The following is an 18,074-nucleotide window of genomic DNA, read 5'->3' on the forward strand; positions in this document are numbered from 1 at the left end:
CACACTTTTTGTCCACCCTTTATCTTTGTCAAAAAAAGATAAAAGTGCTGCAAACCCAGTATTTATCTAGGTTTGCAGCACTTTCTACACACACTTTTTGTCCTATAACTCAATTTTTTACCGACCCCCAGTTTAACTGGGGGTTTTGTCATGCCTATTCGGCGTACAAAAAAAGGGTGTAGAATATTCACTTATTTGTGAATCTCTACACCTTTTTTCTCATATTTCTTATTCGTTTGTCTTATGCGTTTTTAGCTACTTCAACGAATTTAGCGAAAGCAACCATATCGTTAACAGCCAAATCAGCTAACATTTTACGGTCAACTGCAACGCCTGCTTTAGTTAAGCCGGCGATGAAACGGCTGTAGCTCATACCGTTCATGCGGGCAGCCGCATTGATACGGGTAATGAACAATTTACGGAATTCGCGTTTTTTCGCACGACGGTCACGACGAGCATAGTATAATGCTTTCATTACCGTTTCGTTTGCTTTTTTGAACAAACGACTACGTGTACCGCGATAGCCTTTAGCTAATTTTAAGATTTTTTTATGACGTGCATGAGCAGTTACGCCCTTTTTCACTCTAGCCATTGTATATTTCCTCCATTATCCAGTAATTTTAACTATTAAGCGTATGGTAAACATTTAGCAACGCGTTTGTAATCGGCTTTGCTAACCAAAGTTGCTTTGCGAAGATTGCGTTTACGAGCCGGGGATTTCTTTTCTAAGATGTGGCTCTTGAAAGCTTTCGCACGTTTGAATTCACCGCTACCGGTCGGTACAAAACGTTTAGCCGCTGCACGGCGAGTTTTAATTTTTGGCATGATTAGTTTCCTCCTCAATTATCCTTTTTTTGCTAATATCATCGTCATGTTTCGCCCTTCAAGCTTAGCTGCTTTCTCAACAACTGCCTGTTCTTCCAATTCTTTGGCAAAACGGGTTAATACATTCTGACCCAATTCAGGATGGCTCAATTCTCGGCCACGGAACATGATGGTAACTTTTACTTTGTTACCTTCTGCTAGGAATTTACTAGCATTCTTCATTTTTACATAGAAGTCATGATCTTCAATATGGGGACGAAGCTTTACTTCTTTTAAAGTAAATGTCTTCTGTTTCTTTTTAGCTTCTTTTTCGCGCTTCTGTTGCTCATAGCGATATTTACCGTAGTTCATAATTCGACATACCGGCGGCTTACCGTTCGGTGCCACTTCCACTAAGTCCAATTGATGTTCTTCGGCTAACGCAAGAGCTTCACGAGCCGACATAATACCTAATTGCTCATTATCGGCACTTACCACACGAACTTCACGGGCGCGAATCTCTTCATTAATACGCGGCGTATCTTTGCTAATAATAGTCACCTCCAACAAATTATTTTCTATAATAAAAAAACGGACGGCATAATGCCATCCGTAACTGATAACTAGTTAGATATTCAACCCGTTATTTCGAGACAACAGGTGAGAAGCGGATGGCCTCTACTTCATTCAACTTCATTATGATAACAAATCTAAAAGATCTTGTCAACCACTATTTGCTCTTTTATTTCGTTAACTTTGATAGTATATCATAGTTTGAGCGTTCAGTCAAAGCATCTGCTACAGACTAAAATGCTCAACTAACTATAATTACTAAGGCAATCTTTGCTTAAATTTATACCTTTATCGGCTACTTCACTGAGTAATATTCTTTGTACCATGCCACGAATTTCCCTAATCCCTCTTCAATCGTTGTTTCCGGTTTAAAGTCGAAATCTCGTTCCAATTCACTCACATCAGCATAGGTCTGATACACATCTCCTGCTTGCATCGGTAAAAATTCTCTTTCAGCCGTCTTCCCTAATTGCTGTTCCAAGACTTCGATAAAATGCATAAGCTGTTCCGGTTTATTATTGCCAATGTTATACACCTTATAAGCATCCCCTGCTTCATTTTTAGCCGGCGGATTACATAGCATCCGTTCAATCCCTGCCACAATATCGTCAACATAGGTAAAGTCGCGATACATATCACCCTTATTGTAGATCTGAATCGGCGTTCCGCTCATAATCTTGTTGGTGAATTTGAAGTAGGCCATGTCAGGACGACCATATGGACCATATACGGTAAAGAATCGTAAGCCCGTAGTCGGAATGCCATACAAATGGCTGTATGTATAGGCCATGAGCTCGTTAGATTTCTTTGTGGCCGCATATAGACTGATTGGATGGTCCACATTATCCGTTGTGGCAAATGGTGTCTTCTGCTGATTGCCGTATACCGAGGAACTGGAGGCGAACAACAGATGCTCTACCGGACTATGACGACAGGCTTCCAAAATATTGAAGAAACCCATCATATTCGATTCCATATAGGCTCGCGGATTGTCGATGCTATAGCGAACCCCCGCTTGAGCCGCCAAATTAACTACAATATCCGGTTTGAAGTTTTCAAAAAGACCGTTAACAGCCACTTCATCGGCTAGGTTCCCCTTTACAAAGGTAAACTTTGAATATGCCTTCAGAATCTCTAAACGACTTTCTTTTAACGACACATCATAGTAATCGTTCAGATTGTCAAAACCTAATATCGTAGCCCCTTTATCGAGGAGCAATTTTACCAAATGAAAACCGATAAATCCGGCCGCCCCGGTAATAAGAACTTTTTTAGTTATATCAAATTCTTTATAGGAAGCCATTATTGCCCCACAATCCCTTCTCAAACCACTCATTATTACTGAGCAAAATTTCCATTTAATTTACTAAATAATATGCTCCGTTCTAATTAATCTCTGTCAAATAAATCTCGCGTATAAACCTTATCTTGCACATCCGCCAAATCATCAGACCAACGGTTTGTAATGATAACATCGCTCATGGCTTTGAATTCAGCCAAATCACGAATAACGCGCGAACGGAAGAAGTCATCAGCTTCTAATGTTGGTTCATACACAACAACTTCAATACCTTTCGCTTTAATGCGCTTCATAACCCCTTGAATAGCCGAAGCCCGGAAGTTATCAGAGTCGCTTTTCATCGTCAAACGATATACGCCAACAATTTTCGGTTGCCGCTCAATAATCATATCGGCGATATGGTCCTTACGCGTGCGGTTAGCTTCTACGATAGCCGACACCAAGTTCTGAGGCACATCATGATAGTTAGCCAATAATTGCTTCGTATCTTTCGGCAAGCAGTAACCACCGTAACCGAAGGACGGATTATTATAGAAATCACCGATACGCGAATCTAAGCATACGCCCTTAATAATTTCAGCTGTATTTAAATTGCGCATTTCCGCATAGGAATCAAGTTCATTGAAGTAAGCTACGCGTAATGCCAAATACGTGTTGGCAAATAATTTAATTGCTTCCGCTTCGGTAGAACCGGTAAAGATAATCGGAATATCCTTTTTAACGGCCCCTTCAGCCAATAAATTGGCAAAGACCTTAGCTCGATCTGACCGTTCGCCCACAACGATGCGAGACGGATATAAATTATCATGCAAAGCCTTGCCTTCACGCAAGAATTCAGGCGAGAAAATAATATTTTCTGTGTTATATTTTTCGCGCATCTGAGCCGTATAACCAACCGGAATCGTTGATTTGATAATCATAATGGCGTCCGGATTAATATTCAATACCTCTTCAATAACAGCTTCTACGGACGATGTATCAAAGAAGTTTTTCTTCGGATCATAATTAGTCGGCGTGGAAATGATGATGTAGTCGGCACCCACGAACGCTTCTTTAGCATCCAGAGTTGCTTTAAAGTTAATATCATCACGTTGCAAAAATGCGGATATATCCGCATCAACAATCGGTGACTGCCCTTTATTCAGCATGTCTACTTTTTCGGGAATAATATCCAACGCCACCACTTCATGATGCTGTGCCAGCAATAAGCCGTTGGATAAACCTACATAACCGGTCCCGGCAATTGCAATTTTCATCTTCGCCACTCCTAATAATCAAATACTTCAAACATTCAATTGCTGCCTAACTTTAATAATTAAGCTGCTAATCTTTATTCACCTAATTCTTCTTGTTGCCGCCCAATTTATAAATCACACGCAACACACTGTACCAGAAAATACCTTGCAAGAATTTACCGTAATGGCCCTGCTTTTTCTGGTAGTCGCCCCATTGCTGGAAATCATGGTAGTTTTCCGGCTTTTTCACCGGCAAGACATGCGCAATCGTCTCCCATGGTGCCAAGGCATTATATTTACGCCACAAAGCATCAATATCGGTCAACACCATTTGCCAAGGTTTGCGACGACCCGTCCAATGAGCAATAACCGGTTTGCCGTCAAATTCAGCAGCACCGCCGTACGCATTAAAAGCAGCCGGCAAGAAATATAAATCACCATCAAATACTAAATTCAACACGTCCTGGCTTTGCCCTTTGAAACGACTAGGCGGTTCATTCTGATACGCAAAGGCCTTTTCGGTGATTTGGTCTATTTCCCATTGGGTAATATCTATAACCATAACGCCATCGTTAAAATATTTACCGGACTTTAACTTCAAATGACCGGCTCGATACGCAACGGATTCCGGTGTTTCCGAAACAGCACCCATAGCCTTGCCCTGCAAATCCATGTTCCATAATTCAGTAAGCGAATCGCACACCATGGTGTCCGCATCAAGATAAATAAACTTATCGCTGTATTCCTTAATGACTTTAGGCATATAAATTCGGGCATAGGTAATTCTGGAAAAACGCACCACTTTAATATGGAAGTCGTTAAACGGCGTCATGTCGAGCAAGTACACAATGCAATTACATTGCCACTGTTTGGCCATTTCTTCGATTTTTGCCAAATTTTCCGGACTGTAACCGTCCACAAAAATATGAACCACAAAGTTTTTATCTTTGTTATTTTCCAGTACCGACACAACCGAAACGCCCATGATATGAATGAACCCGTCATTGACATTATAGGCGATGTGGTAAGCACCTTCATCCGTGCTCGAGTAGTTAAAATCTATTCGCTCTTTTATGAAATTTTTTATTTGAAAAAAATCTTTTGAAAATGTTTTCATCTGTTTATCCACCTATAGCTTGCCAAAATTTTGCCCAATGAATTCGCATAAGCTGTCTTGCAAGGGATTTTCCGTGCATATCTTTACTCAGTTGTGGCATAACCGCATCATTAAAACGAGTTTCTTTTAACGCCTCATAATATATGCCGTTAAATGCTTTTTCATAGGTAAATTCCCACGGTTTATAGCGCCCCGCCCAGTGTATTACGGCCGGGCTTTTCAAGGCCTCAATGGCCTTTTTACGCCACTTGGCACTACATAGAATTTTTAGTGGCAACGAGAACACCGGCGGTATAACATTCCAACGGAGCGGCAATTCCTGCCAATCATTTTTAAACACTTTATTCAAACCGTCCTGGTCGTGGTGACGAAATTGATTCGACGTAATCTCAGCTAGTACTGCATTGCCATAATTTTTGACGCGCCACTGAGACACATCAATGACCATCATACCGGAATTAAAGTAGTCATCTAACTCATGTAAGCCGATAGATGCATGTTTTTCACGACGACTACGTTTGGATGACATAATACCTAAATCAACCGTCGCTCCCACCGGATGACCGCCCAATGACAGCTGCCAAAGTTCGGCCACATCACCGGTCACAACTAAATCCGTATCAAAGTAAATCGCCTTCTCAACATGGTCGGGCAACAATTCCGGAATCATTAAACGTAAATAAGCCGCTTTACTGATGTGACCGCTGGTAAAGCCTTCGATGGCGTCACCGTCCACGGCTATCAGCTGTACTCGGCCTTTTAAATCGTTAACCGTGTCTTTAATTTTCTGTTGCTTCGTTTCACTTATACCATCACTTAAGATATACAATGAAACTCGTTGCGGCTCAGTCGTATGAAGTAAGATAGAAGCCGCCGTTACGGCCGCGTGCTGTGCATAATTATCATCAGCCGCCAATACTATAACTATATCATCCATGCTTATTTACCCTTTTCCCGTTGCTGCAATTCATGCAATTTTACATATTTCAGCATGGTATAAAATGCGTGCTGATAGGAAGAAAACACGCCCATCCAGCCATCTAAAAAAGCACCTTTTAAAAGTAAAGCTCGCAAGCCGCCAACAAAGGAGTGCGAAAATGCTTTTCCCAGTGTAATACGCTTGCCTTTAGAATACTGCTCTTCAGCCCAAATTGTCGTATAATGATCGGCCTTTTGAAGCCAATGATGCCAGCTTTCATAGGAGTAGTGATCTAAAGCACCTTTTAGTATCGATTTTTGCAAATTCGTTTCCGGATGCTCATGCACTTTGCCTACCCAGGTAACCGCTTCGCGGGGAAATAATCGATAAACGATGTCCGGTGCAAAAATGCCATGTTTAAACCGATGGCCGTTAAAGATAACTTCGCGTTTTAAACCATATTCGCCCACACGGTTCTCCACAACAATGTAGCGAATTTCTCGGCACATTGTTTCATCCATGCGTTCATCCGCATCCAAATACAACACCCAGTCAGCCGAGGTTTGTTCTAAGGCGAAGTTTCGCTGCGCCGCAAAATCATCATCCCAGGCGCGATAACGAACTATTGCCCCGTTTTTTTCGGCAATGGCTACTGTATTGTCCGTACTACCGGAGTCGATAATGAGTACTTCATCCGCACATTGCTTCACATTCTGAATGGCTGCTTCGATATGTTTTTCTTCATTTTTTGTCAAAATAATGACGGCTAGTGAACTCACTGATTCGCCTCCAATTACTCCATACTGTACTAGTTGATCCCTATTTATTGCAACTGATTAAAATCTATTCTCCCGCGCTCTTTTGTCCTACTTCGTCTTCTCTAGCCGGCAAGCTTCTATGAGCAATGGCCACAGCGATTTCGTTCAAATGCAAAATACCGACGCCTACATAAATGGCCACGCTGATGTGTTCACGATAACGGGCAATGCCGATTTTACCGCCCACATTGAGGCCAATGGCCTTACGTTTGAGTTGTTCCAACGCTTCTTGGGTAGCCCCGATAACGGCTCCTTCGCCGATGTGATTATCGGCTACTACTTTTTGACGCTGAGCTGCTACGACGGCATGTTCTATAATTTTAGGAATGGACTGTACGAATTGACCGCCAAAGTCAACCGCTACGGAGCGAATTCCTTTTTCTTGTAATTCTTTACGTAATTCTTGTTCTTTTTGACGCGATTCTGTAATCGCCAACTGCAATGCTGCCCGTCCTACCGCAATACTGTTATATTCCATGATAGTCACCTTCCTACCAATCTACCAATTTATCTCTATCTTAATATTATATCACCGGTTGAAGATATTCTCCAACCGGTGATATTGAAAGTCTATTTCTATGTTATTTAAAATCATAAAATTCAAATTTAATTCAATTTATCTTGTTGCATCTTTTGAATATAAGGGAGCAAATTAACTAGATTACTCTGCTTATTCTGCAAGTTTTCAGGGGCTATTGAGTACTTATCTTTATGACTCATTTTATTATAATACAGTCTATTATTAGTGATTGATTGACATCCTAACCAATAGCTGCCATGATTTTTACTAATAAAATCAGCAACTTTATTTCCTTTTTTATAATCCATAGCACTTAAATCATCACTAGTAAGGTTTGGCCTTCCAATACAACACGCTACCCAATATTCAATTTCAGGGCCGGTCAAAAAAATAGTATTCATATTCGATAAAATATTCACCTTTTTTATCATTTCATTTAACAATCTTCTCGCCGATTCATCATTTTGAGCTTTGTCCAAATCCGCAACAATAAAGAATATCGGATATAAATCCTTGTTGCGTTCTACATAATTGGTAAACTTACCATAGCCACCACCATCAATACTTTTAACAGTAATGTACTTATAATCTTTTAAAACGTCTTTTAAAATTGATTCTTCACTTGGACCCTCACAAGCAATATGAATTTTTAAATGACTCGATTGAATTATATTGCGTTTTCTCCGCTTATACCCCACTTTTATACCTCGAATTCCCTTTGTAAAAATTTAACAGCTAACCTCTTATTGCTACTACGTAAATCAAAATCCGCCAATGAATTTATTTCAGTAGACAAACAATCATTTTTTGAAAGAATATAAATCTGCTCCGGTGCAAATAAGTCTAGGTTCAATAATTCTAAATTATGTGTTGATACTATTAATTGACCGGATCTATTTCTACCATTATTAATCATATTGTTATAAATAAGCATTAGTGAACGAGTACTAATAGAAGAATCTAACTCATCAATTACTAATGTTTCCCCATCATAAATCGACAACAATTTAGCTAATAATGACACTATTTTCTTTACCCCACTTGATTCATCCGCTATATTTTGTTTAATATTATTATTTTCTCTTCGAGAATATCTATGTAAATAAATCTCATATGTTTTTTCTTCCAAATCATATAGCTTAAAGCTTATATCAACAATAGAACTATCAATTTGTTGCAATAATTCCAAAGCTAATGCTTTATTAGTCTCAATCTTTTGCTTCGTTATTTCAGAAAATTCATATCGTAGCCCTTTATCATCTAAATCATAAGAATTGGTTATTACCACACTAATCTTTTTAACTGCTTCCATAAACTCATCATATTCTTTATGAATAAAATCTTTAAGTTTTAAAAGCACTGGCGACGTTGAGCGGATTGAATAGATTTCTTCAATTTTATTGTCCAACAACTCACTTTGTAAAATATTCGAATCAAATGTAAAAATGTTCTCTTCGTTCTTTAATAGAGCTTCACTAACTATATAACCGTCTCTATTAATTTTTATTTTATATTCGTAATAATCTCGCCCTTTTGATACTACCAATTCAAAGCCCATTTGAGTATTATACCAATTAAACCATCGAGGATCAGGAAACTTTCCTGTATTTAAAATATATCTCAATGTACTTAATGCTAAAATTACATTTGTTTTCCCCACTGCATTATTGCCAAAAAATAATATTGACTTGCACTCCCTAAACGGGCTTTCTAATACATAGTTCTCTTCATATTTGGTATTTTTTATACGTTGCTTGTTGAACGCTGTAAACGATATTTCTTGACGCTCATTAAACGACGTAAACCCTTCAATCGCAAAATTCAGAATCATATATAACACCTCCTTTTTCTTTATTATAACAAACCTCCCCAAAAAGATAAACCGAAAATCGGTTTATCTTTTAATTTTTATTAAAGATATTTTCAACGCTAAACTCAATGGCTTTAGGACAAAATAATTATTGTAATAATCGCTTAAACACAAAAAAGGCACGAGATTTTCATCTCGCACCTTTCATTCTCTCTATATGCAGTTCAAACTCTCTTAAAGTTTCTAAAGCTTTTAAAATCTATACGGTTCCAATGCCCCTACAACTTCACTCACATGATTCAAACCGCTTGCTTCGCAGTACTCATGCATTTCACGTGCAATGTTACCGATGGCACATGGATCAACCATGGTTGCTGTACCGACGGACACGATATCCGCACCGGCCAACATGAATTCGATGGCATCGGTGCCCGTCATAATGCCGCCCATGCCCATAATCGGCAAGTCGATGGCTTGCGCCACTTGATGCACTAAGCGAAGGGCCACCGGTTTAACGGCCGGACCGGATAAACCACCGTACAAATTACCGAGTACGGGACGACGTGTTTTAATATCAATCGCCATACCAAGTAAGGTGTTGATAAGGCATAAGCCGTCAGCACCGGCTTCTTTAACAGCCGTCGCAATTTCCACGATGTCCGTTACATTCGGCGACAATTTCATGATAACCGGCAAATTCGTGTTTTCACGAACGGTTTTACAAACGGCCGCCGCCGATTCAGCGCATACGCCGAAGGCCATGCCGCCGTTTTTAACATTCGGACAGCTGATATTGACTTCAAGGCCCGCAATGCCCGGCACAGACAATGTCTTCGCCATGAATGCGTACCCTTCCACGTCGGCCGCCGAAATATTTGCCAAAATCGGCACATCGTATTGTTTCAGTTCTGGTAAAATATCCCGTACAAACGCTTCCGCACCAGGGTTTTCCAAACCGATACAGTTCAATACACCGGACGGTGTTTCCGCAATACGGGTGCCCGGATTACCGTTCCGCGGCGTCGGCGTTAAGCCTTTCACCGAAATGGCGCCCACTTCGTTGCTGAGGTCAAGATAATCGGCATATTCAAAACCGAACCCGAAGGTGCCTGAGGCAGCCACAATCGGATTTTTCATCTTAATCCCGCAGAATTCAACAGCCAAATCTTTATAAGACGGCTTTTTACCGTTCAAATCTTTGCTGTGATCCATAGTCTGATAGTCTTTTTCACCGTGTAAATTGGCGTCTGCACCGTGATTGGCATGCATTTTAGTATCTGAGGTATTACTCATTGAAAAACACCTCCTCAGCGGCAAATACAGGGCCGTCCTTACATACTTTGTAGCGTTTGCCGCCACGGCCGTCACAGCCGCAACCTAAGCAGCCCCCCGTGCCGCAACCCATGCGTTCTTCAAGGGATACTTGGCAAGGCACGCTGAATTCGGACGCCACTTTCGCAACGCCTTTCATCATTGGGGTCGGACCGCAAGTCAACACGCTCGTAAACCCAATGCTCGCCACCTTTTCAGAGGATTCAGACTCAGCGGCGACTACATTCTCAGCAGTAGCAGCAGCTTCAGCGCCTACAGAATGTTCACCGGCCGCTTCACCGTGTAAAAACGGCGTTAACTGACGCGCTATTTCACCGCGTTCAGACTGAATGAGTTCCGGCATAATAGCTGTCGGGAACCCTTTCGTCCCAACGGAACCGTCATCGGTAGTCACATAGACCGGCACATCATAGGCTTTAAACAAGTCGGCCCAGAAGGTTTCCGATTCATTGCGGAAGCCGAGCACGACGGTTGCTTTTTTAGCCGCCACCGGTTTAATCACTGTTTCGTCTTCTTCATTGGTGTAACGAGTTGTATCTTCAATTTCGTTCAATTTTGACGCAATGCAGAGCATCGGTGCAATGCCGACACCGCCGCCCACGAGGAGCATGTTGTCGGTCATTTCAAAACGACTGCCCAAAGGGCCCAAACAATCGAGGGTATCCCCTTCTTTGAGGTGCGTCATCATGTCCGTACCGGTCCCCACTACGCGATACAAGAGCGTAATGGTGCCTTCAATTTTATCAAAACCGGCATAACTGATGGGACGGCGCAATAAAGGCGCCGTTCCGCCGGTTACTCGTACATTACAAAATTGGCCTACTTCCGCTTCAGCGGCCTGTTTCGGTGCATACAGATCCATAATCCATACATCGGCACCAATTTGCTCATTGCGGAGCACTCGCGCCATTTCTACATAACCGCTCATTGCGTGTATCACTCCATCTCAAAATCTTGTAACGCTTCGACTTCAATCTTAATTTCTTCATTAGCTCGACCGGCTACTACACGCAATACTTCGCGTGCCGTATCCAAGGATGTCAAGCAAGGGGTGCCCATTTCAACGGCCAAACGACGAAGCTGGAAGCCTTCGCGTTCAGGGCGTTTGCCGTAAGTCAAGGTGTTCAACATCAAGTCAACTTCACCGCGACGAATCAAATCGGCACAGTTGTTTTGACCTTCGTGAATCTTGTTAACAATGACACATGGAATACCATGTTCTTCGAAATATTTGCCCGTACCGCCGGTTGCCTGAATGTGGTAGCCGAGGTCGATAAAGCCTTTGGCAAGACGTGCTGCTTCTTCTTTATCACGGTCCGCTACGGTCATGAGGATATGGCCTTTTTCAGGAATGCGCATGTTGGCGCCATGAATGGCTTTGAACAAGGCTTCCGAATAGGTACGACCGATACCCATAACTTCACCGGTGGATTTCATTTCAGGTCCCAAAGCGATTTCTACGAGGCCCATTTTGGAGAACGAGAATACCGGCGCTTTAACAGCTACATAATCTTTAGCCGGTACCAAACCGGTCGGTAAGCCCATGGATTTAATCGTTTCACCGAGAGCAATGCGCGTTGCATATTCAATCATGTTGATGCCCGTAACTTTACTGATGAACGGTACGGTACGGCTGGAACGCGGGTTAACTTCGATAACATTGAGTTCACCGTTAGCTACGATGTACTGAATGTTTACGATACCTTTTACATTCAAACCGCGAGCAATACGCTGGGTGTAATCAACGATTTGGTTCGTAATTTCTTCAGACAAATGCTGAGCCGGATATACCGCAATGGAGTCACCGGAGTGAACGCCGGCCCGTTCAATCTGTTCCATGATGCCCGGGATACATACGTCTTCGCCGTCGGCGATGGCGTCAACTTCCACTTCCATACCCACCATATAGCGGTCGATAAGTACCGGATGATCTTTGGAGGCCACTACCGCTTCTTTCATGTACACGTCAAGTTCTTTGTCGTTGTACACGATTTCCATGGCACGGCCGCCGAGTACATAGGACGGACGCACGATGAGCGGATAGGATAAACGCTGCGCCGCAGCCAACGCTTCTTCATGGCTCGTTACCAAGGCCCCTACAGGACGTGGAATACCGAGTTCGGCAAGGAGCTCGTCAAAGCGTTCACGGTCTTCCGCCATGTCGATGCTGTCCACGGAAGTACCGAGGATTTTAACACCCCGTTCAGCGAGCGGACCTGCCAAGTTAATGGCTGTCTGACCACCGAACTGAGCGATTACACCGATTGGATTTTCTTTGCGGATAACTTCCATAACATCTTCCACGGTAAGTGGCTCGAAATACAAGCTGTCCGATGTATCAAAGTCCGTACTTACTGTTTCCGGATTGTTATTGATGATGATAGACTGTTTGCCGGCTTTGCGAAGAGCCCAAGAGGAATGAACGGAGCAGTAGTCGAACTCTACGCCCTGACCGATACGAATCGGACCGGAGCCGAGTACGATAACGCTGTTTTCACCGCGAGGTACCACTTCGTCTTCCATAGCATAGGCACTGTAGTAGTATGGCGTATGGGCTTCGAATTCGGCCGCACAGGTATCTACATATTTGTAGGTTGGGAATAATTTCATGTCCTGACGTTTAGCCAATACGTCGTCAGCCGTTACATTGGCATAGCGGGCAATCACTTTGTCCGGCATGCTGTAGCGTTTCGCCTGACGAAGGTTGTCTTCCGTAATACCTTCGGAGGCTAATTTCTTTTCTAAGGTTACGATGTTCTTAATCTTATTGATGAAGAACATGTCGATTTTCGTAATAAAGTGGATTTTTTCCACGCTGATGCCCGCACGAAGAGCCTGAGCCACTACGTAAATGCGTTCATCATCTACCAAACGAAGACGTTCGATGAGCTGTTCCGGTGTTTCGTGAGCAATCTTTTTGAGCTCAATATGGTCGAGACCGATTTCCAAAGAACGGATGGCTTTTAAAAGGGAGCCTTCCAGGGTGCGGTCAATGGCCATAACTTCCCCGGTGGCCTTCATCTGAGTCCCCAAGGTACGATCGGCCAAGTTGAATTTTTCAAACGGCCAACGTGGGAATTTCGTTACCACATAGTCAAGGGATGGTTCGAAGCAAGCTTTCGTTTCCCCCGTAACAGCGTTAGTGATGCTGTCCAACGTCATGCCGAGGGCAACTTTGGCGGCCACTTTGGCAATCGGATAGCCCGTTGCTTTCGACGCCAACGCGGACGAACGGGATACACGCGGATTTACTTCGATTACATAGTACTGGTTGCTGTACGGATCCAAGGCGTACTGTACGTTACAGCCCCCTTCGATTTCAAGGTAGCGAATGATGTCTACCGATGCGGTACGAAGCATTTGGTACTGAATATCGTTCAACGTCTGGCTTGGTGCCACAACGATGGAGTCCCCCGTGTGAACCCCTACCGGGTCGATATTTTCCATGTTACATACGATAATGCAGTTGTCCGCACTGTCGCGCATAACTTCATATTCCACTTCTTTCCAGCCCGCTACCGAGCGTTCAACGAGAATCTGATGAATCGGGCTGAGTTTGATGCCGCGAAGGGCAATCATGTACATTTCTTCTTCATTGGCCGCAATGCCGCCGCCCGTGCCGCCTAAGGTGTAAGCCGGACGAATAATAATCGGATAACCGATTTTATTGGCAAATTCAACGGCTTTATCTACGTCGCTGAAAATATCACTTTCCGGTACCGGTTGGTTGATGCGTTCCATGGCTTCTTTGAAAAGTTCACGGTCTTCCGCCTGTTTAATAGCCGCCAAAGTTGTACCCAACAATTTTACGCCGTATTTTTCAAGAATACCCGCTTCGGATAATTCCACCGCCATGTTGAGGCCTACCTGGCCGCCCAAAGTAGCGAGCAAGCCGTAAGGACGTTCTTTGCGGATAACTTCCGTTACAAATTCCAAACTGATTGGTTCAATGTATACGCGGTCCGCAATGTCGCGGTCCGTCATGATGGTTGCCGGATTGGAGTTTACCAGCACTACTTCATAGCCTTCTTCGCGAAGGGAGCGGCAAGCCTGGGTACCGGCATAGTCAAATTCTGCTGCCTGGCCGATAATAATCGGGCCCGATCCGATAACGAGTATTTTCTTATTTTCCATTGTCATTGGTCAGCCCTTTCTATTTATATTCTTTCATCATTGCTTTGAATTCGTCGAACAAGTACAGATTGTCAGTCGGTCCCGGCGATGCTTCCGGATGATATTGTACCGACATGATTGGCAAGCTGTTGTGGCGCATACCTTCTACGGTGTTATCGTTTACACTGCGATGGGTAATCGTGATATCAGCGTCTTTTAAGCTGTTTTCATCTACCGCAAAGCCGTGGTTCTGGGAGGTAATGTACACGCGGCCGGTGCGAAGGTCTTTAACCGGATGGTTGGACCCGCGGTGACCGAAACGTAATTTATACGTGGAGCCGCCAAACGCTAAGGACAATACTTGGTGACCCATGCAAATACCGAAAATCGGTTTTTTGCCGAGTAATTTTTTAATTTCTTCAACGGCGTAGCCGAGGTCCGAAGGGTCCCCCGGTCCGTTGGATAAGAAAATGCCGTCCGGATTTACGGCCAATACGTCTTCCGCCTTGGTGTCAGCCGGGAAAATGGACAAGCGGCAACCGCTCGCTTCGAGGGATTTCAAGATGTTTTCTTTAACCCCGAAGTCATAAACGGCCACATGGTATTCGGCGTTTTCACTGCCGCGAAAACCTTGCCACTTGGTGGTTACCTGCATAACCTGGTCGGTCGGTAAATCCTGTTTTAACAACGCGTCAATGCGTTCCTGCGGCGTGTCTACCGGGCAGATCACGCCTTTCATAACGCCGTGATTACGAATGTTACGAGTAATGGCACGGGTATCCACATCATAGAGACAAGGTACGCCGTACGCCCGTAAATATTCTTCAAATAAGCCTTCATTTTGCCAATTGCTTGGGAAGGTACAAAGTTCGCCCACAATCATACCGCGGCAATATGGTTTCGGTGCCTGCGCAATGTCGCGGTACACGCCATAGTTACCGATGAGCGGATAGGTCAATGTGATAATTTGATCGGCGTACGAAGGGTCGGTCAAAATTTCCTGGTAACCGGTCATACCGGTGTTAAATACAACTTCGCCGAGGATTGGTCTAGCCCCTAAGAGCTTACCTTCGTATACGGAGCCATCTTGTAATACTAATTTGCCTTTCACTGAGTCACAACTCCCTCTTTCATCACAATATTACCATCTACAACCGTCAATTTGGCTTTGCCCGTTAAGGTCATGCCGTCAAACGGACTCGTCTTACCTTTAGTATAGAATAAATTGCGGTCTACCGTCCACTCTTCGTCGGTGCTGAAAACGGTGATATCGGCGGTTTTGCCCACTTCTAAAACGCCCGCATCAACGCCCATGATTTCGGCCGGACGAACACTCATGAGATTTACGATTTCATCCAAAGTCAAAATGCCGGTTTTATACGTATGTGTCAAAACGGCTGCCAAGGATGTTTCAAGGCCGCTGAAGCCGTTCGGTGCACAGCAGAATTCCACGTCTTTTTCTTCTTCCGCATGCGGCGCATGGTCGGTAATAATGGCATCGATGGTGCCGTCTTTAACGCCTTCCAAAAGGGCCTGACGATGTTCTTCGGAACGAATCGGCGGTGCCATTTTGAAAGCCGGATTATATTCACGCAAGTATTCATCGGTGAAGGATAAATGCTGAGCCGTTACTTCACAAGTTACCTTAATGCCCTTCGCTTTAGCCGCACGGATTTGGTCTACCGTATCTTTACTGCTTACGTGAGCGATATGGATATGACCGCCGGTCATCTGAGCGAGGAGCAAGTCGCGAGCTACGGCCATGTCTTCCGCTACGGCCGGACGACCTTTAACGCCCATTTCATAGGCTACGAAACCTTCGTGCATATGACCTTCATGGGTGAGACTCACTTCTTCGGCATGGTCGATAACCGGTTTGTTGAACATGCTGGAGTATTCCAAAGCGCGGCGCATGAAAGCGGCGCTTTCCACATAGTGACCGTCATCGGAGAAGCCCACCACACCGGCTTCCGCCATGTCGCCCATTTCGGCAAGTTCTTTGCCTTCAAGGTTTTTACTTACGGCACCGATGAATTCCACTTTTACAAGGCCTGTTAATTCAGCCTGTTTTTGCAAACCGCGCACCAACGCCGCATTGTCTACGACCGGTTTGGTGTTAGCCATGGTGGCGATGCGGGTAAAACCGCCGGCAGCCGCTGCCTGAGTACCGCTGTGGAAGTCTTCTTTCGCTTCCTGACCAGGTTCACGCAAATGGGTATGCATATCGATGAGGCCCGGTGTTACGACAAGGCCCGTTGCATCATATACTTCGGCGCCGTCAGCGCTTAAATTCTGACCAATTTCGGCAATCTTGCCGTCTTTCACCAAAATATCGGCTACTTCATGTTGTTGTTTTTTCGGATTTACAATGGTTCCACCCTTAATCAGCAAGTTCACTGCCGTCACCTCCTACAATCGTCAAGTATAATACAGCCATACGTACCGCTACGCCGTTGCGTACCTGTTCCTGAATGGCCGATTCATCGCTGTAAGCCACATCGTGAGCAATTTCAAGACCACGATTCATAGGACCCGGATGCATAACCATCACATCGTCTTTGGTCAAGGCCAACACATTTTTATTGATACCGAAGATGCGTGCATATTCACGATTCGTCGGATATAAAGCAGAGTTAATACGTTCTAACTGAATGCGTAATACGTTGATTACGTCGGCGTCTTTCACCGCTTCACGCACATCGTGGTGAATGGTTACGCCCATTTTGGCAAGTTCCGGATACAGTAACGTACGCGGACCAACCAAGTGAACGTCGGCACCCATTTTGGTAAAACCGTAAATATCGCTGCGCGCTACACGGCTGTGCATGATATCGCCGGCAATAACGATTTTTTTACCTTCCAAAGTGCCTTTGCGTTCGATAATGGAGTACATATCGAGTAAAGCCTGGGTCGGATGTTCATGTGCTCCGTCACCGGCGTTGATGATAATCGGATCAACCACTTTAGTGGCGTATAACGGAGACCCTTCCGCACTGTGACGCATTACGATGGCATCGGTACCCATGTATGATACGGTAAGCAAAGTATCGCGGAAACTTTCACCTTTAGCCATGGAGCTGCCGCTCTTCGTGATGTTAATAACGTCGGCGCCCAAATATTTCCCGGCTAATTCGAAGGAACTGCGCGTGCGCGTACTGTTTTCCATGAATAAGTTGATGATGGATTTGCCTTTTAACAAAGGATACTTCTTATCATCCGATAAGACGATTTTCTTCATTTTCTTGGCTACGCGTAATATAAGTTCAATTTCTTCCTTTGTAGCATGCTGTAAACCCAGCAAATGCTTGCCTTTCAAACTTACTTCTCCCATTGTCAGCCTCCTTAACTGAGATTCCCGGTTATAACAAAAAAAGACCCTTTGCCTGTGGCAAAAGGTCTATAGCAGACTTAGTGATACACCTATAGCAATATACAGGTGCCTACCATATCCTTTACTAGCCTCACAGGACTAACTTAAAAGGTAAATTGTCGTGAAACGAACAGTCTCTCGTACCGTCCTTCTGTTTCTTCTT

17 protein-coding genes are annotated in these 18,074 nt (G+C 43.9%); all 17 read right to left on the reverse strand.

Annotation, left to right across the window (positions count from 1 at the left end; translation table 11 throughout):
* Positions 1–241: 241 nt before the first annotated feature.
* Positions 242–592 (reverse strand): 50S ribosomal protein L20, encoded by a 351-nt coding sequence (gene rplT, locus CCC71_RS09020; RefSeq protein ID WP_021841290.1) that lies wholly within the window; start codon positions 590–592, stop codon positions 242–244.
* Between the two features lie 35 nt (positions 593–627).
* Entirely contained in the window at positions 628–825 is a 198-nt protein-coding gene (gene rpmI, locus CCC71_RS09025) for a 50S ribosomal protein L35 (protein ID WP_006555054.1), read from the reverse strand.
* Between the two features lie 18 nt (positions 826–843).
* Positions 844–1,365 (reverse strand): translation initiation factor IF-3, encoded by a 522-nt coding sequence (gene infC, locus CCC71_RS09030; protein WP_006555055.1) that lies wholly within the window; start codon positions 1,363–1,365, stop codon positions 844–846.
* 307 nt (positions 1,366–1,672) lie between these two features.
* Complete coding sequence (locus CCC71_RS09035) at positions 1,673–2,680, reverse strand: NAD-dependent epimerase (RefSeq protein WP_296333484.1); 1,008 nt, start codon at positions 2,678–2,680, stop codon at positions 1,673–1,675.
* Between the two features lie 86 nt (positions 2,681–2,766).
* The gene (locus tag CCC71_RS09040; RefSeq protein ID WP_021841292.1) at positions 2,767–3,933 is read right to left on the reverse strand and encodes a nucleotide sugar dehydrogenase; all 1,167 of its coding nucleotides are present in this window, start codon (positions 3,931–3,933) and stop codon (positions 2,767–2,769) included.
* An 82-nt stretch (positions 3,934–4,015) separates the two neighbouring features.
* Positions 4,016–5,029, reverse strand: a complete 1,014-nt coding sequence (locus CCC71_RS09045) for a glycosyltransferase family 8 protein (RefSeq protein ID WP_296333486.1) — start codon at positions 5,027–5,029, stop codon at positions 4,016–4,018.
* A 4-nt stretch (positions 5,030–5,033) separates the two neighbouring features.
* Positions 5,034–5,966 (reverse strand): glycosyltransferase family 8 protein, encoded by a 933-nt coding sequence (locus CCC71_RS09050; protein WP_021841294.1) that lies wholly within the window; start codon positions 5,964–5,966, stop codon positions 5,034–5,036.
* A 2-nt stretch (positions 5,967–5,968) separates the two neighbouring features.
* Positions 5,969–6,727 (reverse strand): glycosyltransferase family 2 protein, encoded by a 759-nt coding sequence (locus CCC71_RS09055; protein ID WP_021841295.1) that lies wholly within the window; start codon positions 6,725–6,727, stop codon positions 5,969–5,971.
* A gap of 64 nt (positions 6,728–6,791) precedes the next feature.
* Positions 6,792–7,244: a HutP family protein gene (locus tag CCC71_RS09060; RefSeq protein ID WP_156704305.1), complete on the reverse strand. Its 453-nt coding sequence runs from the start codon at positions 7,242–7,244 to the stop codon at positions 6,792–6,794.
* A 128-nt stretch (positions 7,245–7,372) separates the two neighbouring features.
* Positions 7,373–7,984: a Maf family protein gene (locus CCC71_RS09065; protein ID WP_021841297.1), complete on the reverse strand. Its 612-nt coding sequence runs from the start codon at positions 7,982–7,984 to the stop codon at positions 7,373–7,375.
* Positions 7,985–7,986: 2 nt separating this feature from the next.
* A complete protein-coding gene (locus tag CCC71_RS09070; protein WP_021841298.1) occupies positions 7,987–9,117 on the reverse strand; it encodes an AAA family ATPase in 1,131 nt (376 codons plus the stop codon).
* Positions 9,118–9,348: 231 nt separating this feature from the next.
* The gene (locus CCC71_RS09075) at positions 9,349–10,308 is read right to left on the reverse strand and encodes a dihydroorotate dehydrogenase (protein ID WP_156704317.1); all 960 of its coding nucleotides are present in this window, start codon (positions 10,306–10,308) and stop codon (positions 9,349–9,351) included.
* 73 nt (positions 10,309–10,381) lie between these two features.
* Entirely contained in the window at positions 10,382–11,356 is a 975-nt protein-coding gene (locus CCC71_RS09080) for a dihydroorotate dehydrogenase electron transfer subunit (RefSeq protein ID WP_247239981.1), read from the reverse strand.
* 8 nt (positions 11,357–11,364) lie between these two features.
* The gene (carB, locus tag CCC71_RS09085) at positions 11,365–14,568 is read right to left on the reverse strand and encodes a carbamoyl-phosphate synthase large subunit (protein WP_021841301.1); all 3,204 of its coding nucleotides are present in this window, start codon (positions 14,566–14,568) and stop codon (positions 11,365–11,367) included.
* 13 nt (positions 14,569–14,581) lie between these two features.
* A complete protein-coding gene (gene carA, locus CCC71_RS09090; RefSeq protein ID WP_021841302.1) occupies positions 14,582–15,652 on the reverse strand; it encodes a glutamine-hydrolyzing carbamoyl-phosphate synthase small subunit in 1,071 nt (356 codons plus the stop codon).
* On the reverse strand, positions 15,649–16,938 hold the full coding sequence (locus tag CCC71_RS09095; RefSeq protein WP_021841303.1) for a dihydroorotase: 1,290 nt from the start codon (positions 16,936–16,938) through the stop codon (positions 15,649–15,651). Before CCC71_RS09095 ends, carA begins: the two co-directional genes overlap by 4 nt.
* A complete protein-coding gene (locus CCC71_RS09100; protein WP_021841304.1) occupies positions 16,922–17,872 on the reverse strand; it encodes an aspartate carbamoyltransferase catalytic subunit in 951 nt (316 codons plus the stop codon). Before CCC71_RS09100 ends, CCC71_RS09095 begins: the two co-directional genes overlap by 17 nt.
* Positions 17,873–18,074: the final 202 nt, after the last annotated feature.

The sequence above is a fragment of the Veillonella sp. LMAG:90 genome, from assembly GCF_008679445.1.
In the GTDB taxonomy this organism is placed as follows: domain Bacteria; phylum Bacillota; class Negativicutes; order Veillonellales; family Veillonellaceae; genus Veillonella_A.

Bases quoted from the DNA above. Each gene is read 5' to 3' on its own strand.
- rplT (WP_021841290.1), bottom strand. From the start codon at position 592: ATGGCTAGAGTGAAAAAGGGCGTAACTGCTCATGCACGTCATAAAAAA.
- rpmI (WP_006555054.1), bottom strand. From the start codon at position 825: ATGCCAAAAATTAAAACTCGCCGTGCAGCGGCTAAACGTTTTGTACCG.
- CCC71_RS09035 (WP_296333484.1), bottom strand. From the start codon at position 2,680: ATGGCTTCCTATAAAGAATTTGATATAACTAAAAAAGTTCTTATTACC.
- CCC71_RS09040 (WP_021841292.1), bottom strand. From the start codon at position 3,933: ATGAAAATTGCAATTGCCGGGACCGGTTATGTAGGTTTATCCAACGGC.
- CCC71_RS09045 (WP_296333486.1), bottom strand. From the start codon at position 5,029: ATGAAAACATTTTCAAAAGATTTTTTTCAAATAAAAAATTTCATAAAA.
- CCC71_RS09050 (WP_021841294.1), bottom strand. From the start codon at position 5,966: ATGGATGATATAGTTATAGTATTGGCGGCTGATGATAATTATGCACAG.
- CCC71_RS09060 (WP_156704305.1), bottom strand. From the start codon at position 7,244: ATGGAATATAACAGTATTGCGGTAGGACGGGCAGCATTGCAGTTGGCG.
- CCC71_RS09070 (WP_021841298.1), bottom strand. From the start codon at position 9,117: ATGATTCTGAATTTTGCGATTGAAGGGTTTACGTCGTTTAATGAGCGT.
- CCC71_RS09075 (WP_156704317.1), bottom strand. From the start codon at position 10,308: ATGGATCACAGCAAAGATTTGAACGGTAAAAAGCCGTCTTATAAAGAT.
- CCC71_RS09080 (WP_247239981.1), bottom strand. From the start codon at position 11,356: ATGAGCGGTTATGTAGAAATGGCGCGAGTGCTCCGCAATGAGCAAATT.
- carB (WP_021841301.1), bottom strand. From the start codon at position 14,568: ATGACAATGGAAAATAAGAAAATACTCGTTATCGGATCGGGCCCGATT.
- CCC71_RS09100 (WP_021841304.1), bottom strand. From the start codon at position 17,872: ATGGGAGAAGTAAGTTTGAAAGGCAAGCATTTGCTGGGTTTACAGCAT.